We start from the raw sequence: 20,834 nt of genomic DNA, 5'->3' as shown, positions 1-20,834 counted from the left end.
TCGTTGGGAATTGGCCTGCGCATCAATCTATTGCGTGATTTTTGTGGGGGCGTTCATAGTCTTGGGATTGCCCAGATGCCAAATGGGTTTGCTGACTCGATAGACGGAGCATCTGGCGTTGATGGAGAACATTGAAGGAGTTCAGGACGGCCTGAAAGACGAGAATGCCGCAAGAGACAAGTCACACGATGATGCTTTTGCAGCCAGATGCTTACAAAGCTTGGCAGTAACCGAGGACCTATTTCTATACCAAAACAGCAATGCCACAGATCTGCGCCAGTTAATGCCAGAAGTGAGTCTTGGCACTAAACTCGTAAGTGTCGTCGCCGAAAAAAACATTACGTCGACACAGAGGTCTACACATTCCGTACGGGTGGAACAAATGGTCACTATTTTTCGGTGATGGTGACGCCTGGCGAGGTTTGGATCGACGTCAGTTTGGTTGATCCCGGTCGAGGCGGTAACGGTATCTACGCTGCGGTAGGCGCATTTGCAGCGAATACTAGGCGAGAATTTATTGGCGATCCTGAGGGGCTTTCAGACATTGCTGCGCGCCGACGGACTGACGCGATGCTTTCCTCAGCCCTAAAACAACGGACGACTAATCACATCAGGCCGCATCAACGCCAGATTGACGGTGATGAACGGCTAGGCATCCCGTCGATCAAATGGATAGACGATGATACTATCGGCAATATCCAACGTATGCTTGAGACAGCATATGAATCCTTAGCCTTCTACGTGCCGGAGGTACGAAATGCTTGCTACGACTTCGAAAGTAAAACCTTCCGCGACGTTGCGGGCGGACAGCTTCTGGATGAAGATTTGGCAGAGTGGAGTTTTGAGCATCCAGGAAGCCGAAAGGCGGGCGCTGGGCTCGCAACGTTTAAAAGAGGCTTACTCGTCGGTACCCTTCTACGCCAGGAAAGCGGCTCGAGATCCGCAATTTTGGAGCAAGTTTTACGCGAGCCGCGTGAATTCGTAGAGAACGGCAATCTCGCTGGGACTTTCTATTAGCGATACTGAAATCCCGCCCAATCCGTACGTATCCGTACCTAGTTGTGTTCGTCACCCCCATCCCACTTCCATGACATTTACCCATCGAAAGATGTAGGTGACGGCCTACGGCGTTGTAAGACGTACAGCTCGGATGCTTACGACGATGGCAACATCCTACATATGGTTGGGAATCCCCTTCCCTATCAATCCCTTGCGTATTTTTTGCTGAGGCGACTATAGTCTTGGCGTCGCCCAAATGGCGACCGGGTTTGGCGACCCGCAGTGGGATGCAAAAACGCTTGTTTTGTTGCAGGCGTTCTTGCATCTGTAAAGTTGTCGTTATGGCAGCTGTACGCGGGAGACCTCCGGGTCTGCCGGCTTCCACTCCGGTTCGCCAACCTGCGTACAGTTGCCACCTTTCGTTTGGCGACGATTAGGTGGTGAAACTTTCCCAGTGGAGCTTACTTATGAACCGATATATGGGCCTTACCAGCAACGCCGACGACCAACCCCTCTACGTCGATACCACCGCCCCGCTACACATCCTGCTCGACTCAGCCTCCTACCGAATCCGTGCCGCTACCCAGTTCCTGGAGAATTTGGCGATGCGCGATGGACAGACCATCGACCCCGCGACCTTGCAAGATCTGGCGCAGCTTTGCTGCATCCCACTGCGTGATGGGTGCGATGTGATGGATGTGATTGCGCGACGATTGGATGCGGCACCGGCAGGTTCCACTCTATAAGCCTGCCAACCGACAACCTGTGGCGAGGGAGCTTGCTCCCGCTGGGCTGCGCAGCAGCCCCTTTTGTGAGCGCTTCGCACTCAAGCGGGAGCAAGCTCCCTCGCCACGGTCCATCGTTTTTCTTGCGGGAGTAGCATTACGGTAGTCCCACTTTTGGTTTGCATACTAGCCTTCCAAAGGTCCGCACAAGGAAGTCAAAAAACCATGCCTGACCGCCAGCAACTCCACCAAGACGGCTACGCCCTGCTCCATCAAGCGATCCCGACCGAGTGGCTGGCCGACCTTCGTGCCGTGTTCGATGCAGGTGTGCGACCGTCGGACCAATGGCCAGTGCCACGCGGCATGGACTGGCGCTATTCGATGCTGGACGATGATTCGAAGATCCAGGCTGTATGTCGTCTACCCCAGCTACTGGCGGTGGCGGGAGAGTTGATCGGCGAGCGATTCTTCCTCTCCCAAGTGGAAGGACGCGAGCCTCTGGCCGGCAGCGGCCACCAACCATTACACCGCGACTTGTCGGCCCAACGGCCAGGCGACATCGCCATCGCCTTGGCGTTTTTCGACGATTACGGCCCCGAGAACGGCGCGACACGGATCGTCCCCGCCAGCCATCGCCTCGAGCCGGGCGCCCCACCCTTCGACTTCAATGACGAGTCACGCGCCGTACAGCTTTCAGGCTCTGCCGGTGACATCCTGGTGTTCGATGTCGATCTGGTACACGCCGGCAGCCTGAACGTGATCGGCGCACGCCGTCGTTCCATTCTGATCGGCTATTTCTCGGAGTCGCTCTACGCCTCACACCTGGAAACCGTGGCGCTGCGCAATATTCGTATGGACACCCGCGACCGATTCGCCCCCACGGACTTTGTTTTCAGGGGCTAGGATTTTTGCTCGATGAAAGTGATGCGCAGCGGTTCGAATCTGAGCTTTAATGCCCGTGCTTGTCGACAACCCCATTCGTCTGATCAAGGAAGAAACGACATTGAAAACAGCTTTCGGCGCCCTGTTGTTGGCTTGCCTGACGACCATCGCATTGGCTGACGAAAACCCCGTCGGTTTCCAATCCTCCACCCTGCCGGACTCACACAATGGCCGCGCACTGGAGATGGTTGTTTGGTACCCCAGCGCCACGACCGAAACCGCGCAACTGATCGCCGATAACGCGGTGTTTGTCGGCGCTTCGGCCGTTCGTAACGCGCCGCCCGCGGCCGGCGAACATCCATTGGTGGTGCTCTCCCACGGATACCGGGGCAACTGGAGCAACCAGATCTGGCTGGCCAGTTCTTTGGCCCAGAAGGGTTACATCGTCGCCGCCATCAACCATCCCGGCAGCACCACCCATGACCGCAGCCCGCAAGCAGCGGCGCGGCTATGGCAGCGGCCCGTTGACCTGCGCCGAGCCATCGATGCCGTCACGACCCAACCTGAAAAATTTGGCCGGGTCGCCAATGGCCGAATTGCCGCCGTGGGCCATTCACTCGGCGGCTGGACCGCCCTGGAGATCGCCGGCGCTCGCTTCGACCCAGAGCGCTTCGCCCAAGACTGTAAAACCCACCCGCAGCTAGCCAGCTGCACCGTTTACGAACAGATGAACCCTGCCAGCACCACTGAATCAAAGGCCGAACTGGCCGCCGATTGGCGCGATAAACGCGTTACTGCGGTGGTGACATTGGACCTGGGCCTTTCACGGGGCATGACCGATAAAAGCTTGGCCGCGCTGCCTGTCCCCGCCCTGGTGATCGCTGCCGGTGTACCGTCGCGAGAGCTTCCCGCCGAGTTGGAATCTGCCAACCTGGCCAAGCGCCTGCCCTCGGCGACAAGCCGCTATGTCGAGATCAAAGACGCAAGCCATTTCAGCTTCATGTCGATGTGCAAACCGGGAGCGGAGGGGATGCTCGAAGAGGACGTGCCGGGGGACGGGATCATTTGTCGAGATGGTGATGACGGTCGTGCTCGGGGGGTGATTCAGCAGCAAATAGCATCGCTGATAGCGGAGTTTCTCGCGCAAGCACCTGCAGACAAAAAAGGCAGTTTGTAACCGGTGGTACTGACTCGCTGCGGCTGAACGAAAATGCCGTGGCAGTCATTTGGCATTCATGGAGGATTCTGACTGATGGCACGCGTAGGATTGATACTGACACCCGGTTTTGCGGACTGGGAATATGCTTTCATCGCTGGAACTGCGTCCCCTTTTTACGGGATCGACGTCAGGTTTTTCGCACCTGCTACGGGGCAGTTCTGCTCACAGGGTGGATTGACCATAACGGTTGATAGCCGTTTGCAAGAATGCCTGGACTGGAAACCGGACGTTGTCGTCGTCATTGGTGGAATGGTCTGGGAACGTGCAGAAGCGCCCGATATTCGCGATTTTCTTCAGGCGAGTCGATCAAGTGGCGCGACTATTGCCGGGATCTGCGGAGGAACACTGGCACTGGCCAGGGCCGGGCTTCTCGACACGGTTCCTCATACCTCGAACAGCGCCGACTTCTTGCAAAAGAATGCCGTGGGTTATGAAGGCAATGAGTTTTATCGAAGCAGCCCAGTCGCGGTGGTCGCGGACCGCATCATCACTGCTCCAGGCCCTGCCCCCGTGAGCTTCACCTGCGCAGTGTTCGAAGCTGCCGGGTTATCTTCAGAGATCACTGCTCAGTTCAGGTCGATGTTGGCGGCGGAACATGGGTAAGCGCTTCGCCCTACGTGAGCGCCTGTCAAAGTCACGTGCCCGCCCAGGCCGGAAATGCGATGTTATCGACTTGATAAAGGAGGCTAGATGAGGGGCCCATCTGCCCAGCATTATCAGGATACTCAACAAGTAGGGGCTTGCGTGCAACGTGTCATGATTATCGGCCAGCCTGGATCAGGAAAAAGCACGTTGGCTCGGAAAATGGGCAAACACACCGGACTGCCAGTCATTCATATCGACACGATTCATTGGCAGCCTGGTTGGATCGAGCGAACCCCAGACGAAAAGACACGGCTTTGTCGCGAGGTCGAGGCGCGCGATCAATGGATTTTTGAAGGTGGTCATTCTGCCACTTGGAACAACCGTATTGCCCGAGCCGATCTTTTGGTATGGATTGATCGCTCATCGGCACTTCGGTTCTGGCGTGTGCTTCTCAGAACGTTGATCCAGCGAGGCCGCCCACGTCCCGATCTTCCAGAGGATTGCCCAGAGCAGCTAGGGAACCTCCCGCAGTTTTTCAGATTCATGTGGACTACCCGTAAATCAGCGCGTGCGAAGATGAAGCAGCTTGTAGCAACGGCCCCATCGACATGTCGCGTTATCTATCTGCGGTCCAACCGCCGGACCAAACTATTTCTGTCGAGTGTTGGAGAAGCGCCTAGCGTAGAACCGCCGCGAAAAATCGAAAAAGGGCACAGATTTGTTTTATGGAAGCAAAAGTAAATTTGTCCTCTTTCCCCTCTTCATTTTTTCATTTTTTCATTTTGAAGCGCAGGAGAAACGATGACGAGTTCGCCAGAAGAGAACGGTCTATCCCCGGCCAGCACACACAGCGACCTAGACGCGGCGGATAACACGGGTTTCGCCGCCTGGGCTCGCGTCTGGGCGGAGCTTGGCGTTGTTTGCCCGTCACAAGAGGCGTACGAAGCACTCATTCGGCACTACTGCGAGCCGCACCGCGCCTACCACAACCTCCAGCATCTGAAGGAATGCCTTCACGTGCGCCGAGTCGTCAACACGGCCTGCCAGGCCTGCGCCGAAATCGACCTCGCGCTGTGGTTCCATGATGCGATCTACGACCCGCTTCGCAGCGACAACGAGCTACGCAGTGCGCAATGGTTGGACGACGTGGCACGTGATAGCGGCTTGGGCGATGAAACGCGACGCAGGCTTTACGACCTGGTGATGGTGACACGACACGACGGCGCCCCGGCGTCGGCAGACGAAGCGGTATTGGTGGACACGGATCTGGCGATCCTTGGAGCGTCGTTCGAACGGTTCGAGGAATACGACCAACAAATTCGCCGCGAGTACCCGTTTGTGCCTCTGCCGGTGTACCGCCAAAAGCGACGCCAGGTCCTTGAAGGCTTCCTGACGCGCGGGCGGATCTATACGACTGCAGCGTACTTCGACGCATTCGAGCAGCAGGCACGCGCAAATCTTGCACGCGCCATCGGCCGTCTCGACTGAGGACTGGATTCAAGCGGCGAAGGGATAACTTACTCCCCTGACTCCACTCGCTTCATGGCTTCGAGAAGCAGGCCCTCAAAGTACTCGCTCCTATCTCGTTCCTGCTCTTTTTAGCGGCCAATACAGTTACCGTCAGTTTGCCCGCGCCGAGAGTCGCATCGTGCAAGATCTACCCGGTTACCTGCACTTGAGCATCACGCTGCGTCAATGCCTGTTGCAACCGCCAAACCACCGCTACACCAGGACAATACGTTTGAGCTTGGCGTTCAGTGCGGCGAACGCCGCTTCGGTACTGGCCTTGTGGTTGGTGATGAGCACGTCGATGCGTTCTGGCGGGCAAAAAGCGACGCGGCTCTCCACGCCAATCTTGCTGTAATCGGCGAGGATGACTACGCCTTCGGCATTGTCGGCCATGGCGCGCGCCACTTCGGCTTCGCGGTGGTCGTAGTTGCTGGCACCGCGCTGGGCGTCGATGCCGACCGGCGACAACAGCGCCAGGTCGGCCCGATAGCGGGCAATTTCCGCCACCGTGGTGCTGCCGACCGTCGCCGGCGCACGATCGTCGAGTGAACCGCCCAGTACGAGCACCTCGTTGTGCCGACCGCCCGACGCGGCGGGGTTGCGCAGTTGCAGTGCCACGTTGAACGAGTTGGTAATCACGGTCAGCCCTCCCAGCTTGGCCAACTCTTCGGCAAGGATGACGGTGGTGGTGCCCGCGTCGATGAACACTGTCTGCCCATGTGACAGCAGACTGACCGCGGCGCGCGCGAGGTCACGCTTGAACTTGACGTTGCTTTGCGCCCGCTCGGCAATGGGTGCTTCGTCCTCAACGCGGATGGCGCCGCCGTGTATCCGCTTCAACTCTCCCTGTTCTTCCAGAGCGACCAGGTCGCGCCGCACTGTCTCGCGAGAAACATTCAGGTCCGTGACGATGCGGTCGGTGGTGACGCGCTGCAAGGTCGATAGCAGTGCGCGGATCCGCTGGTAACGCTCTTCTTGCCACATACCGTGTGTTCCTGCTGTTCGAGCACGCATTGTGGAGGGGCGTCAGTCGCTGTCAAGTTTGGCTCGGCCCCAGGATCATTGAGCTGACACGCTCTGCGCGGCATATTTGTGTAATATTGAGGCATTATTGTTTTTTTGTGCATTTGGAGCTAGCCTCGTGGCCGGACGGTCTCTTCCCCTCGTCCGTATTTCGAAACACGCTTTCGCCATCGCCTCGGTTGCAACCTCTCGTCTAGCAGTAGGAGCTATGCCATGCAGCGTCGCCAGTTTCTGAACACCCTCGCCACCGTTTCCGTCGTCTCTCCGCTGTTGTTGTCATCCCGCATAACGCAAGCCGCCACGCCTGCGGCCACACCGAGTGCACTGGACCCAGCGCGCTGGTCGCCGCTTAACCAAAAGCGTCTGCAAGCAGTGATCAATCAGCACGGCGTCAAAAGCGCGTCCTACCGTCCTGACCAGCGCCCATACGCGGTGTTCGACTGGGACAACACCTGCATCATGAACGACTGTGAAGAAGCGCTGCTGGTCTACCAGATCAATCATTTGCAGTACAAGCTGACGCCTGATGAGTTCGCTGCTGTGGTGCGTCAGGACGTGCCGAACGGCGCGTTCATGAAGGACTACACCACGGTGGACGGCAAGCCGGTCAAGATGGAAGACATCGCCAGCGATGTGGAAGCGGATTACCGCTGGTTGCACGCCAACTACAAGGGGCTCGCTGGCGACAAGAGCCTGGAGGAGATCCAGACCAGCGAGCAGTACAAGGATTTTCTCGCCAAGCTCTACTTCATGTACGACGCGATCTGCGAAAGTTACCCGGTGGAGATCGGCTACAAGTGGATTCTGTATTTCTACAAGAACATGACCACGGCTGAGTTGCAGGCGATGGCCGAGGCTTCCAACAACTACGCCATCGGCGACGCGCTGCGCAAGGTCAAGTACGAGAGTTCGCGCACATTACCGGGCAGGGCCGGGGTGGTGGCCGCTACCCACTTCCATGGCATTCGTATCCATGAGGAGATTCGTGGCCTGATGCACACGCTGCGCGCCAACGGCATCGACGTCTATATCAGCACCGCCTCGATCGACGATGTGGTACGCGTGTTCGCGGGCAATCCTCATTACGGATACGGCGTGCCGCCTGAGAACGTGATCGGCCTGCGCATGGCGATGGAAGGCGGCAAGTACACCACTCGTTATCAGCCTGACTGGCACTTCAATTACGGTCCGGGCAAGACCGTCGGCATCAAGAACGTGCTGGTTAAACAGAAGGGCTATGGCCCGGTGTTGGTGGCTGGCGACAGCGATGGCGATGCCTGGATGCTGCGCGACTTCAACGATACGGCGGTGGGGGTGATCGTCAACCGCATGAAGAAGGGCGAGATCGGCGCCGACAGCCAGCAGGCCGCTACCCAACTGGGCAAGCCGGACGCCCGCTTCGTCCTACAGGGGCGCGACGAGCACACCGGCCTGATGATTCCAGACGAGAAATCGCTCAAATACGGTAAAGACGAGCTTAAGCTGCTGGCTTGATGGCACGGGCTCGCGGGTGGCCGGCGGCCATCCGCGAGCAGCAGTGCAACTCACCTTGTATCTGCGGGGATGATGATTCTGCGTCGGAAAATCGCTACCACTGCCGGCCCGAGAGAGTCTGTAAGTAGTATCGAGTCAAAATGTGAGCTGCCCCGAGTTTTCGAGGCGCGCCCCACAGGCCGATTTCTGCCGATGCTGACCATCAGCTATAGATCGATAACGCCCCTTTACAGATGTCAGAAATCGATCAAAAAGCCGCTATCGATTTAAGGCCGCCCCCTCAGATAGCCGCTTTTTTATGTGGTTCAGTGCCCCGTAACCGCAGGCCTGCCAGCCGCACGCGGGCCCGATTTAAAGCCGTGAACCCGAGCGCTCCAGACAATTGCAAACCCCGCCCCCGCCAATAGCACCATTGCCCATGGAAAAGAGGCGACGCCCCACCTATCCAGCAACACCCCACCCACCACCCCACTCCCCGCAATCGCGCTATTCCAAGCCACCACATTCAACGACAACGCCACATCCGCCCCATCCCCCGCCGCATCCGCCAGTGCCGTTTGCAGCAACGTCGCCGCCCCACCGAAGCTCAACCCCCAAACCGCCACGCCGATGTAGATCACCTCAGGCACACGACCCAAAAAACCAAGCACCACGCAAACCGCCGCAAACGCTGCCAGGCTCACCAACACAGTCTTGCGCAACAAAGGCTCAACCAATTTGGCAGTCACCCAAATCCCCACCAACGCCGCAACACCAAACACCAACAGCACCAAATCCACTTGATCCTCCAAACCCGCCGGCGCCACGAACGGGGCGATGTAGGTGTAGAGAATGTTGTGTGCCAGCATCCAGCTGATCACCACCGCCAGTACAGGTCGCACGCCGGGCGTGGTCAGTACAGTGCATAACGACATGCGCTGGTGCGCGAGTTGGGGTGAGTAGTCAGGGACTTTCACCAGTACCCAGGCAATCAGCACCAAGGTCAGGCCCGACATGATGCCGAAGGCAGTGCGCCACCCCGCGAGGCCACCCAGCCAGGTGCCGAGAGGCACACCCAAAGACAGGGCAATCGGTGTGCCGACCATGGCCAGTGCCAGCGCCTTGCCCTGTTGATGGGGCGCGACCATGCGCCGGGCGTAGCCGGCCAGCAAGCTCCAGGCCAGCCCCGCCGCGACGCCGGCGAAGAAGCGCGCCACCAAGGTCAAGCCATAGTGGGATGACAGCGCGGTGATGGAGTTGAACAGCAAGAAACCGACTATGGTCAGCAGCAGCACGTTGCGACGGCGCCAGGCGCGGGTGGCAATGGTCATGGGGATGACCGCCAGCACCGAGCCCAGGGCGTAGGCGGTGACCATTTGCCCGGCCATGGAGGGGGAAATCGCCAGGCCTTGGCTGATCAGCGGCAACAAGCCGGCGGGCAGGGTTTCGGTGACGATGCAGATGAAGCCGGTCATGGCCAGGGCGAGCAAGGCGCCAATGGGCAAGCGCTCGGGCGCTGCCGATAAGGTAATTGAGGGTGTCACGGGAGATTCCTTGAGTGAGGACTTCGACTTAAATACTGATCGATATAAATGTTGAGGGCAGTCAGCGCACGTTGTCAACGACTTATGTATCGACTAGTATTTATCTCATCATCCACAGGAGCCGTGAAATGGCGCAAATGGGCCGCCCCCGCACCTTCGACCGCGACCACGCCGTGGAACAGGCCATGCACCTGTTCTGGCAACACGGTTACGACGCAACTTCCCTCGCTCAGTTGAAAGCCGGACTGGGTGGCGGGATTTCCGCACCGAGCTTTTACGCGGCGTTCGGCTCCAAGGAGGCCTTGTTTGATGAGTGTGTGCAGCGTTACCTGACGACCTTCGCTCAGGTCACCGAATGCCTGTGGGACGATAACCTGCCGCCACGCCAGGCCATCGAGACCGCGCTGCGCCAGTCGGCGCGCATGCAGTGTGAAGACGGCCATCCCAAGGGCTGCATGGTGGCCCTCGGGGTGATGAGCGCGCCCAACCCAGAGAGTGCGCGGGTGGTCGAAGCCCTGACCCAATCTCGCGCCCGCACTCGCGCGGGGATTTTGGCGTGTGTTGAGCGGGGGGTCAGCGCCGGTCAGTTGCCGGGCAATATTCACGCGCCCGCGATGGCTACGGTGTTCGACAGTTTCCTGCAGGGTATTTCCATCCTCGCTCGGGATAACACGCAACATGGGGTCATTGATGCCGCCATCACCCAGATAATGCTGACGTGGGACATTGCTACCTATACCGAGCCGAGCAGCTAAAAAGCAGACATCCTGTTACACCCCCTCTTGAGCAGCAGCTGCCTCTGCATGGAGCATCGAGGCAGCTATCCATACTTGCGACCTAAGCCTGGAACAGGTTGGAGATCTTGACGTCCGGATCTACCTCAGCCTCGTAGTCAACCCCTTCGATCCCGAAACCGAAGAGACGCAGAAACTCCGCTTTGTAACCGGCAAAGTCAGTCAGTTCGTAGAGGTTATCGTTGCTAACCTGATCCCAAAGTTGCTTGACGCGGTCCTGGACTTCGGGAGCCAGCTCCTTGTAGTCCGCGCGCAGGCGGCCCTCTTCATCCATCACTGGAGAATGGCTGTACAAGCTGTCTTTGTAGAGCGCATAGACCTGCTCGATACACCCCTCGTGTGTGCCCTGCGCTTTCATGACTTTGAACAACAATGACAGGTACAGCGGCATGATCGGGATAGCTGAACTTGCCTGAGTAACCACCGCTTTCAATACCGAGACCCGCGCATCGCCCCCCAGAACAGCCAACCGTTCACGGATACCAAGGACTTTCTGATCCAGGTCCTTCTTGGCCGCACCAATGGAGCCGTTCCAGTAGATGTCATGAGTCAGCTTTTCGCCCAGGTACGTGAACGCGGTCGTTTTCGCCCCATCCGCCAAAACACCCGCTTCGTGCAGGGCATCTATCCACATCTGCCAGTCTTCGCCGCCCATCACGGCCACCGTGCCATCGATTTCGCTTTGGGTCGCGGGTTGTAGCGTGGTGTCCTTGACCACTTCCTTATCAGTATCCAGGCCCCGCAACGTCACGGCCTTGTCGAGCGGCTTGAGGGTAGAACTGAACACTTCACCCGTCTTGGGGTGTGTCCGGCGCGGTGCGGCAAGACTGTAAACAACCAGGTCGACCTTGCCGAAGTCGCGTTTGATAACGTCGATAGTCTTCTGTTTGATCTCATCGGAAAAAGCATCGCCGTTGATGCTCTTGGCGTAGAGGCCGTCGGACTCGGCAAACGTATGAAAGGCCGCAGTGTTGTACCAGCCGGCAGTGCCGAGCTTACCCTCATCGCCTTCACGTTCGAAAAACACACCGAGAGTGCTGGCGCCACAACCAAAAGCTGCCGTTATCCGCGCAGCAAGTCCGTATCCAGTCGATGCACCGATCACGAGTACGTTCTTTGGCCCTCCGGTGATCAATCCTTTCGTAGTAACGTAATCGATCTGATTCTTGACGTTGGCTTCGCAACCAGTGGGATGGGTAGTCACACAGACAAAGCCGCGAACGCGCGGTTTAATGATCATAAAAGTTCTCCCTCTTCCAGAATGAGAGCCAACCTTGGCTACAACGTTATAGACGCCTGGAAAGCTGGAGCGTCACGATGAAAGATCGGCAGCGATTGATGCCTCGCCAAGCAATGCTTGAACAAATCCTTCCTGCTGGTCATATGGGCATTGGCCGACCTCGAGCCTGGCAAGAGACTGCGACGGTCTAACCTCGACCGTTGTAGTGGGTAGTCAGACGTCCGTCTGTTCCTCCCTTTCCAGGGCGTCATCGACCTCGATCCCCAGGTATCTGACGGTACATTCAAGCTTCGTACGGCCAAGCAGGAGTTGCACTGCTCTCAGGTTCTTCGTCCTGCGATAGGTTAGCGATACCTTGGTTCTCCGTAGCGTGTGGGTTACATGGTTGGTGTGTCCTGCATCGGCAACCTCTCTACGAAAGTCGTTAGGTTCAGCGGTTGTTACAGAGTGCCCATTGGTTCGCGCGAATGGACAGAATCCGTGTGTCAGTCCGCACTTGGCCGTTTCTGACTGTCGCATCGTTACAGCGAATGTCGCCTTAGGATCCGCGGAGCAGCCGCCTCTCCTGGATATCAGTCACGGCGCAAATGGCAGAGGGCCGGATATCTGCCAGGCATGGGATACTACGCACCCGATCGATCACGGTTCAATCAAGATGCTTCGTCTTCTTTCCCTGTCTGGCAGCCTACGCACTGCGTCGTCAAATACGCACACACTCATCGCGGCAGGCCTGTTGGTGCCGCCGGGCGTTGTAGTCGAACATTACGATGAGATTGGCGAACTACCCCACTTTAATCCGGACCTCGAAGTCAACCTTCCCCAGCGCATCGTTGATTTGCGCACTCGAGTGGGTCAGGCAGACGGCCTCCTGATTTCTTGCCCGGAATACGCTCGCGGGATACCAGGGTCCTTCAAGAACATGCTGGATTGGCTGGTAGGAAGCCTGGATTTTCCCGGAAAGCCAGTCGCACTTTTCAACACCTCGCCTAGAGCATCTGCTGCCCAAGCCGCTTTGAAGCTGGTCTTGGAAACGATGTCCGCAACGCTCGTCCACGATGCTTGCGTCACTCTGCAATTATTGGGCAAGCAGACCGATCCAGTCGCCATAGCGAATGATCCCGTTAGCGGCGAAATACTGCGGCAAGCGCTTCAGGCAATCGTCGAGCATCTCCATGTCGTGGCGGCACCCTCTTAAATCCTAGGGGCGGAGCAATGATGCACCACGTCATTTGTCACCTTTGATCGACGTCTTTGCATTTTCCATACCTACGAACGTCGGATAGAGCCTCGGTAGCGGGCTTCGCAAACCGGCCGCGAGGGACCGCTCCTGGCCGATTTTAGTCTGTCTCGAAGGGCAGCAGCCGACCCCTTACGGATTATCAGCGTCATCAATATCGTGATCTGTCCCCGATGGGCCTCCGATGGGCCTTATAAGTAGATCCCCTGTTTTTGTCCAATGTTCAAGTACTGCCTAGGTGCGTTCTTGATCCGGCGCCGAAATCAAAATGCCATCTCCAGCCTTCTTGCTTTCCTGGTTCTGAAACGCGTCACTAAAAGCCGCCGCTAATATGCCGGTTGGCATGGCGACCAACCCAATACCAGCCACCGCAGTAATACCGGCGAAAAAGCGACCGGCAGCAGTTATCGGAGTGACGTCTCCGTAACCAACCGTTGTCAGCGTGGCGACACTCCACCACAAGGCTCTCGGGATGCTGCCAAAGGCTTCCGGTTGCTCAGCAGCTTCAAGCACGTAGAGGAAGGTGCTGGAGACCAGAAGCAGCATCAATGCGGCCATGCCACTCAGCATCAATTCGTAACGGCGCTTGGAGATGGCTTGCCACAGAAGCGTCCAAGCTCTTGTGAAACGCCCAAGCTTCGACACCCTGAGAATTCGCAGCAGTCTGGCCAAGCGCAAGTAGAAGGTGGTGCCGTCGAATACAATCAGCAGCAAAGGTAGTAGAGCAATGAGGTCAATGATCGACCAGACACTGAAAATGTATTTGAGCCGGCCATATTTGCCCGAGAACAGGGGATTCATTGGAGCAACGTAGACCCTCAAGCAATACTCGATCAGAAAAATCCCAAACAACAACCACTCTACTGCCCTGAACATCTGATGGTAGGTTTCGGCTACAGACTGCTCGGTTTCCAATACCGCCACCAGCACCGCGCCGATAATCAATACGCAGATGAAGCGGTTGAAACCTGATATGCCATGGTTTCTGGCAGTTGCATCGACCTCAAGAAAAAGACGTTCCCTGATATTCATCGTGATGCTTCCCTGTGTTGGCGATATGCATGGCAATGGCTTCTGGCGGACTTTTCCCCAAATCCCCTAGCCACTCGACGCGACTATTTCGATGGATCATTGTGTGATTCCGTGCTCTATTGGCTTATCAGCAATGATGGCATTATGAGGTCTCCCCATGAAACGTTTGGCTATTGGTTTTACTCTGCTGTTTGCTTTCAACTTCCCTTCGCTGGCAGTCAGCTCCTCTAGCCACGGTATGTCACAGAACGGAGCGGAGATTCTCGAGCACGGAGGCGGATGCCGTAAAAGCTCACCGCCAGGGCAGTGTTGTCATATGGATAACAAGGTCGGGAGTGTTCACTGCCATTGAGACTGAAGGCCCAGCCGTCGGCTAATACTTGGAGCTCCTTTGAATGGCCGACTGCTGCCGGTCAGGACAGGACGGAGTCGACCCAAAGAAGCCTGCTGTATACATCCAGAAAAGCGGAATTCACCCACCCACCCAATCAGCCTTCAAATCAACCGATCCACAACCCTCGCGTTCCACAATTCCCGATACCGCTCCCGCCAGCCCGGACTCCCCTTATCCAGCCACTCCAACGTCGCCTCGATACTCTCAGGGCTGATCATGAAGTGATTGATATGCTCCTCGATCCGCTCTTGCGATAAATGCAGCGAATCCAAGTAACCATTAAAAGAGTCCGCCAGCACCACGTACTCATCGCCCTGCTGACGACGCCCAGTCCAAGCGGGCAAGCCTGCCACCATCACCGCCACGTCCTGGCGCCCTTCCCGCAGGTCCAGCAGCAAGATACTCGCGCCGCCGTCGCGACCGATCGGCAGCAATCCCGTCTCGGGGAAGCCGGGCTGGGCCCGCAGTTGCTCCAGTTCAAAGGGGTTGGATTCATACGCTTTGTCCGGGTCCAGCCCGTACAGCGAAAAACTAAGCAGTTCCTCGTCGCCATTGGCCAGGGTCGCCAGCACATCGTATTCCACGTAGGCGCCGTTGCAGGTCTTGAGGAATTGGCGATAGTCGTCCGGCAAGCGAGCCCCCAGGCTGGCTTCCAGTTGCGTGATGGCACGCTCGGTGGCGCCTTCACGGGTGTCTTCGAGGATGAGGCCGCGGTAGTCAGTCATTGATGTCTCGAAAAGGTATTGGGTCCTGAAGGTCTTGAAACACGCCGCGCCGCACAATCAGTCCGACACGTCGATAACAAGTGCTCCGCTCACTTGCTGGCCAGATGTCTCTCGATCAGCCTCGCCGCCTCATCTGCGTGAGTAAAGCCCAGGCTGTGATCGGCACCAGAAAAAACGTGCAGTTCAGCGCGGGGCAACAGTTGGGCAAGGTACTGGCCGACGCGAACGGGGCTGATCGGATCAGCGTCGCCCCAGAGCAGCAGGACCGGCATGCGCAACTCGACCAAGCGGGACGTGAGGTCGGTGCGGTCGTCGAGAAACCAACTCGGCAGCGTCGAGTTGGCCGCCGCAAAATCCGGGCGCCAGTCCTGCGCGCCCAGCGCCGACATGTCCACCCCGCCCGAGGTGACGGTCAGCACCAAGTGGGTGATCAGTTCAGGACGTTCAAGCGCTGTAAGCACAGCGACGATACCGCCCATGGATTGCGCCACCAGCGCTGTGGGCCGGTCGATCTCGGCCAGCACACGCGCCACTAGGTCACTCATGCCGGTCACGCCAGGCACGGGCGGTGTGTCTCCAAAACCGGGCCAGCCGGTATGAACTTGCTGCGCCGGGTGGGCCAAGCGCTCAGCGACCGGATGCCAGAACTGGGTGTTGCCCGAGGCGCCGGGCAGGAAGATGAGTTTGACGGGGGATGCGGTCACGGGTTCGTCCTTGAGGGTGGATTTGAAAGGGTCAGCAAGAATGCAAAAGAGATACCGCCAGGTTCGATGAGCGCATCGAAACGAGAGCTGTCATCCATAGCTGCCCTTCGTGAAAGAGAGATCGTGGAAGACAGCAGCCATTGCGCCTTTCGTTTTGGTCAGTGAGGCCGAATCCTTCTATGCTCAGCCATTATGCGCAAGGAATTACCTTGATGGGTTACCTGATTCGAAACGCTATGGCTGCCGATGCCCCGGCCATCAGTCAAACGATCATCAATGCTCTGCGCCAGTCCAATGCCCAAGACTACTCATCCGAAATTATCGATCAAGTGGCGCAAAATTTTTCTCCCTTGGCAATTCTTCAATTGTTGGCTCAACGTCAGGTACTCGTAGCAATAGTCGACAATCATATTGTTGCAACGGCGAGTCTTGATCAGGACGTTGTCCGAAGCGTGTTTGTCGAGCCGAGCTATCAAGGGCAGGGTCTCGGGAGACACCTGATGGAGAGGCTTCAATCGATCGCCATAAACGCAGGTCTGAACCTGCTACGGGTTCCCTCTTCAATCACCGCAGAAGGCTTTTATGCTTCGCTTGGCTTTATAAAAGTCAGGGATGAGTTTCACAAATCGGAGCGCACGATCATCATGACGAAAATCTTGGACCTGTAGCACTGCGGCGATCCATCGGCATCGGGGACAGACCACGATATTGATGACGCTGATAATCCGTAAGGGGTCGGCTGCTGCCCTTCGAGACAGACTGAAATCGGCCGATTTTGTTGAAAAGTCGGATTTTCAGATCGCCTGAACTCAGGCACGGCCACCACCGAAGAACCGACTCACCACATTGAGTGGTTTCTCGGCCCTTCGTTGACCTTTGCTGCTCGGTTATTGGGTTAGTTTGAGGTTTTTTGCTTCGTGCAGGCGCACCTATCCCGTGATAGGTGGCCCTTGAGAGGCAAATTTGGCCAGCCGTCGCAGGTTCTGCACCGCAGCGGCCAGCGTGAATTCATCCGTCGCGCCACTCATGCCACGTAGCCGCAGGCGATCCAATTTCAGGATGCGCTTGAGGTGGGCAAACAACATCTCGACCTTTTTACGTTCGTGGCGAGAGCGCTAATATGCCGGCGTTGCTGCAATGCGCCGAGCCACATCGCGCGCGGCTTCATGGACGCTGCGAGCGATCTTGCGGAACGCAGTATTCGGACAGCACTTGGCTTTCATCGGACAGGCAGCGCAGTCGGTCTGCCGGGATCGGAAGATGATGGTGTTGGCTTTGGTGACGTGCGAACGCTCGTTCTTGAAGGTTCGCCATTCACTGCGCAATGCATTGCCGGCCGGGCAGCAGTATTCCTCAGCCTCTTCATTCCAGTGGAAATCGTTGCTCGAAAAACTGTCGTTCTTGCGCTCGGTTTTGTCCCACACCGGCACATGCGGCTCGATGTCTTTTTCCTCCACCATCCAGGCCAGCATCGGCGCGGTACCGTAAGCGGTGTCGCCAATGAGGCGCTCCGGCTTGATGTCGAACTGCGCTTCGACCCGATCGATCATCGTCTTGGTGCTCTCGACTTCTGCGGTTCGATGAGCCGGTGTGGATTCCACATCCATGATCACGCCGTGCTCGGTATCGATCAGATAATTCGTGGAGTAAGCGTAGAACGCTGGGCCACCTGAAGCTGCGGTCCAGCGGGCTTGAGGATCAGTCAGCGATAGGCGCTTGGGTAGCGTTTCGGCCAGAGCCTCTTCATCGAGTGCTTCAAGATACTCACGCACGGCTCGGGTGCTCAGGGCCGGATCACTCCAGTTGACCTGTTCATCGCCCGGTACACCGCGCTGCCGGCTGGCATCCGCTTTGATGATGCTGGCGTCCACGGCAAAACCTTCACCTTTGACCAAGCCTGCGTCCATGCAACGACGCAGCACTTCATTGAACAGCCAGCGAAAGAGATCGCTGTCCCGAAAACGGCCGTGTCGATTTTTGGAAAAGGTCGAGTGGTTGGGGACTTCATCTTCAAGGCTCAACCGGCAGAACCAGCGATACGCCAGGTTCAAATGGGCCTCTTCGCACAACCGCCGTTCGGAGCGGATGCCATAGCAGTAGCCGACGATCAGCATACGGATCATCAGTTCTGGATCAATCGACGGACACCCAATCGGGCTATAGAAATCGGCGAGGTAATGGCGCAGGTCGCTCAGATCAAGACACCGATCAATGCTGCGCAGAAGATGATTGGCTGGAATGTGATCTTCAAGGTTGAACGCGTAAAACAGCCGCTCCTGCCCACTCGATAACTGTCCCATCATGCTGCGTGCTTCCCTGCTGGCCAATGCGCAGATTTTGCCGGAGGCCAGCCAGGGGAGCTACTTTTTCAACAGAATCGGCCAGGACCGGACGCTCGGTCATGAGTTCAAAAGCCGCCATTCGCACTGATGCGACTGATTGTCTCAACGCTCGTTTGGTCCATTCACCACCGTGACTATCCCTCACGGATGCAAGGCCGAACAGGTTTTCCCAAGGCTTTGGCACTCCCATTCTCTACCTGCATGGTGGCCTTAAAAGAATTGCGGAAAACACAGATTAAGTTCTGTTAAGAAACTAAAATAGTTGCTTAATAAAACTAAAAAACATAGAGTCGAGACTACATTTCTTGCAGTTGAAGTCCTATGCCACGCCTGAGAGTCAACGAGTCCCTCTGTTCTGCCGCCCGCGCTCTTGAGGTTCTGGGCGATCGCTGGACACTCCTCCTGATTCGCGAAGTCGTATTCGGCACGCGCCGTTTCGACGAGTTTGCGTTGCACCTCGGCATCGCACGCAACATCCTGACCACGCGCCTGAATGCAATGATTGCCGCCGATATTCTGGTGCAGGCGCCGGTACGCGACGATGCGCTTCGCAAGGCCTACCATCTAACCGAAAAGGGACGAGATCTCCTGCCCGTCCTAATCGCATTGCTACAGTGGGGCGACCGCTGGCTACAAACTCCCGATTCGATTCCGATCCAGATCGTCGAGCGCGAGTCGGGCGAAGTGCTCGAGCCTATGCGACCTCGCAATCGGTCTGGCAAAGCGCTAACCCTGCGCGACCTTGACTGGGTTCCGGGCCCCGGCAGTACCGATCCACGGATTGCCCCATTAGTCGCCGCCTACGAAAAACAGCGACGCATCGAACCGCGGCCGATAGCTGCGCCAAAAAAATCGAAGAAAGAGAAATCAGCATGAGTCTTTACTTTCGGCTGTTCTGGACCTGGCTACGAGCACGTTTTAAATCGCCGATCCAGATGGGTGAAACCATCGAGCTGGTCATGCGCGTCTGGCCAAATGACCTCGACATCAACGGCCACATGAACAACGGTCGCTACATGACGATCACTGACCTGGCCCTGATCGAATACTTCACCCGCGCCGGATTCATCGAGGTCGCGCTACGCAAGAGATGGCGCCCCATGCTGGGCGGTAGCATCATTTCGTACCGTCGCGCCCTGAAGCCGTTCGCGGTTTATACCTTACGCTTTTCGATGAAATGCTGGGACGCGCGTTGGAACTACATGGCGTTCGAGTTTCTGCAGGATGGCAGGATAATGGCACACGGCCACAGCAAAGGCGCGATTGTCGGCAGAGAAGGTTTCGTGAGCAGCGCGGACGTACGCAATGCGATGGGTCTCAATCCGGCCTCGCCTGAATTTCCCGCGTCGATATCCGCGTGGGTCGAAACCGAACGCCTGATGAACATTTAGTAGGAACCGCCATGCTTGCGCAAATACTCATAACGATCAGTGCAGGAATCATCATGTTGTTAGGCCTGGTGCATCTGGCCTACACCTACTTTGGCGACAAACTCCATCCGCGTGACACCGACTTACTAGCACGACTTAAAACGACCTCCCCCGTCATCAGCCGCCAAACAAGCGTGTGGAACGCATGGATCGGCTTCAACGCGAGCCACAGTCTGGGTGCAATTTTGTTCGGAGTGATTTTTGGATATCTGGCACTTCAGCAGCCGATGCTGCTCTTTCATTCTTATTTCCTCGGATTCACAGGTTTGATCGTGCTTGGTGCCTACCTTGTGATGGCGAAACTGTACTGGTTCATCCGCCCCTTGCAAGGTATCTCGGTGGCATTCCTGTCCTATGTCGTCGGATTTATCCTCGCGAATATTCACCTTTTTGCGTGAGGCGACGGTGCTCAGTGCATGCAAATACCCTTCTTGGCTCCGCCCAGCAATTCGATGACATTGCGTTTCTGGCTGGTTCTGGTGCGCCTGCTGGACTCTACGGCTACATGAGGAATGCCTGCTTTGGGTCGATTGTGTTGAAAAAGTCGGCCATGGTTTCCACGGCAGAAAAGTACGCGCGTGAGATTAAAATCTTTGCATTGAACAGAGGATTCCAGGCTCTGATTTCGCGTAGCGGCGCGCAAAAAAGGCATTTTCAGCGGTCAGTATGCAAGCGATCTGGAAGAACCGACTTTTTCAACAGAATCGGTCGAGAGCTGCCTCCGGGATACGGAACATTGCCATTAGGGAAACTCTGAAAAAGACTTCCTGATTTGGCAAAATCACCGGACACCAGTCGCCGAGCTTTTCAATGATGAAACAGATGACCTTCGCCGATGCCGAGTACGCCAGCAAGCGCAAGCAGACCCGCAAGGAGTTGTTCCTGATCGAGATGGATCAGGTAGTGCCTTGGAAAGGCTTGATCGCCCTGATCGAGCCGCACTATCCAAAGGGCGAAGGCGGTCGTCCGGCCTATCC

At 57.0% G+C, this 20,834-nt stretch carries 20 protein-coding genes and 3 pseudogenes; 15 read left to right on the top strand and 8 right to left on the bottom strand.

Translation table 11 applies throughout. From position 1 onward, the window contains the following. Positions 1-402: 402 nt before the first annotated feature. The 7 genes from AACY31_RS24225 (at position 403) to AACY31_RS24195 (ending at position 5,898) form a co-directional block, all read left to right on the top strand. Positions 403-1,017 carry a hypothetical protein gene (locus AACY31_RS24225; protein WP_339505187.1) on the top strand — a complete coding sequence of 205 codons (615 nt, stop codon included), beginning with the start codon at positions 403-405 and terminating at the stop codon, positions 1,015-1,017. Between the two features lie 449 nt (positions 1,018-1,466). After that, on the top strand, positions 1,467-1,745 hold the full coding sequence (locus tag AACY31_RS24220; protein ID WP_339505179.1) for a short-chain dehydrogenase: 279 nt from the start codon (positions 1,467-1,469) through the stop codon (positions 1,743-1,745). Between the two features lie 204 nt (positions 1,746-1,949). After that, on the top strand, positions 1,950-2,627 hold the full coding sequence (locus AACY31_RS24215) for a phytanoyl-CoA dioxygenase family protein (RefSeq protein ID WP_339482304.1): 678 nt from the start codon (positions 1,950-1,952) through the stop codon (positions 2,625-2,627). 100 nt (positions 2,628-2,727) lie between these two features. Beyond that, complete coding sequence (locus tag AACY31_RS24210) at positions 2,728-3,783, top strand: alpha/beta hydrolase family protein (protein WP_339482308.1); 1,056 nt, start codon at positions 2,728-2,730, stop codon at positions 3,781-3,783. Between the two features lie 75 nt (positions 3,784-3,858). Further along, positions 3,859-4,428, top strand: a complete 570-nt coding sequence (locus tag AACY31_RS24205) for a DJ-1/PfpI family protein (protein WP_339482303.1) — start codon at positions 3,859-3,861, stop codon at positions 4,426-4,428. 141 nt (positions 4,429-4,569) lie between these two features. After that, positions 4,570-5,151 (top strand): AAA family ATPase, encoded by a 582-nt coding sequence (locus AACY31_RS24200; protein ID WP_339482301.1) that lies wholly within the window; start codon positions 4,570-4,572, stop codon positions 5,149-5,151. Between the two features lie 60 nt (positions 5,152-5,211). Beyond that, positions 5,212-5,898, top strand: coding sequence for an HD domain-containing protein (locus AACY31_RS24195; RefSeq protein ID WP_339482300.1), 687 nt, complete (start codon positions 5,212-5,214; stop codon positions 5,896-5,898). A 234-nt stretch (positions 5,899-6,132) separates the two neighbouring features. On the opposite strand, the gene AACY31_RS24190 is transcribed toward AACY31_RS24195, so the two are convergent. Continuing rightward, a complete protein-coding gene (locus AACY31_RS24190) occupies positions 6,133-6,903 on the bottom strand; it encodes a DeoR/GlpR family DNA-binding transcription regulator (protein WP_018613693.1) in 771 nt (256 codons plus the stop codon). Positions 6,904-7,155: 252 nt separating this feature from the next. On the opposite strand from AACY31_RS24190, the gene AACY31_RS24185 reads away from it, so the two are divergent. Then, complete coding sequence (locus AACY31_RS24185; protein ID WP_339505178.1) at positions 7,156-8,436, top strand: HAD family hydrolase; 1,281 nt, start codon at positions 7,156-7,158, stop codon at positions 8,434-8,436. 305 nt (positions 8,437-8,741) lie between these two features. On the opposite strand, the gene AACY31_RS24180 is transcribed toward AACY31_RS24185, so the two are convergent. Then, positions 8,742-9,959: an MFS transporter gene (locus AACY31_RS24180; RefSeq protein WP_339482294.1), complete on the bottom strand. Its 1,218-nt coding sequence runs from the start codon at positions 9,957-9,959 to the stop codon at positions 8,742-8,744. Positions 9,960-10,087: 128 nt separating this feature from the next. Between AACY31_RS24180 and AACY31_RS24175 the strand changes: the two genes are divergently transcribed. After that, positions 10,088-10,714 carry a TetR/AcrR family transcriptional regulator gene (locus AACY31_RS24175; RefSeq protein WP_339482293.1) on the top strand — a complete coding sequence of 209 codons (627 nt, stop codon included), beginning with the start codon at positions 10,088-10,090 and terminating at the stop codon, positions 10,712-10,714. 82 nt (positions 10,715-10,796) lie between these two features. On the opposite strand, the gene fabV is transcribed toward AACY31_RS24175, so the two are convergent. After that, a complete protein-coding gene (fabV, locus tag AACY31_RS24170) occupies positions 10,797-11,993 on the bottom strand; it encodes an enoyl-ACP reductase FabV (protein ID WP_053180817.1) in 1,197 nt (398 codons plus the stop codon). A gap of 213 nt (positions 11,994-12,206) precedes the next feature. Next, positions 12,207-12,371 (bottom strand): annotated as a pseudogene (locus AACY31_RS24165) (integrase); the annotation flags it as partial. 277 nt (positions 12,372-12,648) lie between these two features. On the opposite strand from AACY31_RS24165, the gene AACY31_RS24160 reads away from it, so the two are divergent. Beyond that, a complete protein-coding gene (locus AACY31_RS24160) occupies positions 12,649-13,188 on the top strand; it encodes an NADPH-dependent FMN reductase (protein ID WP_339482292.1) in 540 nt (179 codons plus the stop codon). A gap of 276 nt (positions 13,189-13,464) precedes the next feature. On the opposite strand, the gene AACY31_RS24155 is transcribed toward AACY31_RS24160, so the two are convergent. The 3 genes from AACY31_RS24155 to AACY31_RS24145 all read right to left on the bottom strand — a co-directional run bounded on the left by AACY31_RS24155 (position 13,465) and on the right by AACY31_RS24145 (position 16,085). After that, positions 13,465-14,262 carry a potassium channel family protein gene (locus AACY31_RS24155; protein ID WP_339482291.1) on the bottom strand — a complete coding sequence of 266 codons (798 nt, stop codon included), beginning with the start codon at positions 14,260-14,262 and terminating at the stop codon, positions 13,465-13,467. 495 nt (positions 14,263-14,757) lie between these two features. Further along, complete coding sequence (locus AACY31_RS24150; RefSeq protein ID WP_339482290.1) at positions 14,758-15,381, bottom strand: SMI1/KNR4 family protein; 624 nt, start codon at positions 15,379-15,381, stop codon at positions 14,758-14,760. An 89-nt stretch (positions 15,382-15,470) separates the two neighbouring features. Further along, complete coding sequence (locus AACY31_RS24145) at positions 15,471-16,085, bottom strand: alpha/beta fold hydrolase (protein WP_339482289.1); 615 nt, start codon at positions 16,083-16,085, stop codon at positions 15,471-15,473. A gap of 212 nt (positions 16,086-16,297) precedes the next feature. Here AACY31_RS24145 and AACY31_RS24140 point away from each other — a divergent pair, with 212 nt between their 5' ends. Further along, positions 16,298-16,753, top strand: coding sequence for a GNAT family N-acetyltransferase (locus AACY31_RS24140; protein WP_339493144.1), 456 nt, complete (start codon positions 16,298-16,300; stop codon positions 16,751-16,753). Positions 16,754-17,014: 261 nt separating this feature from the next. On the opposite strand, the pseudogene AACY31_RS24135 reads toward AACY31_RS24140, so the two are convergent. Beyond that, positions 17,015-18,388 (bottom strand): annotated as a pseudogene (locus AACY31_RS24135) (transposase). A 360-nt stretch (positions 18,389-18,748) separates the two neighbouring features. Here AACY31_RS24135 and AACY31_RS24130 point away from each other — a divergent pair. The 4 genes and pseudogenes from AACY31_RS24130 to AACY31_RS24115 all read left to right on the top strand — a co-directional run. Beyond that, a complete protein-coding gene (locus AACY31_RS24130; RefSeq protein ID WP_339493143.1) occupies positions 18,749-19,303 on the top strand; it encodes a winged helix-turn-helix transcriptional regulator in 555 nt (184 codons plus the stop codon). After that, positions 19,300-19,818 carry a thioesterase family protein gene (locus AACY31_RS24125; RefSeq protein ID WP_339493142.1) on the top strand — a complete coding sequence of 173 codons (519 nt, stop codon included), beginning with the start codon at positions 19,300-19,302 and terminating at the stop codon, positions 19,816-19,818. Before AACY31_RS24130 ends, AACY31_RS24125 begins: the two co-directional genes overlap by 4 nt. An 11-nt stretch (positions 19,819-19,829) precedes the next feature. Beyond that, a complete protein-coding gene (locus tag AACY31_RS24120; protein WP_339493141.1) occupies positions 19,830-20,255 on the top strand; it encodes an LIC_13387 family protein in 426 nt (141 codons plus the stop codon). 415 nt (positions 20,256-20,670) lie between these two features. Beyond that, positions 20,671-20,834, top strand: a pseudogene (locus AACY31_RS24115) (IS5/IS1182 family transposase); the annotation flags it as partial.

Origin of the sequence: Pseudomonas sp. RL_105y_Pfl2_101 (assembly GCF_963970585.1) — a bacterium.
In the GTDB taxonomy this organism is placed as follows: domain Bacteria; phylum Pseudomonadota; class Gammaproteobacteria; order Pseudomonadales; family Pseudomonadaceae; genus Aquipseudomonas.
This window is presented reverse-complemented; position numbering and strand designations above follow the sequence as displayed.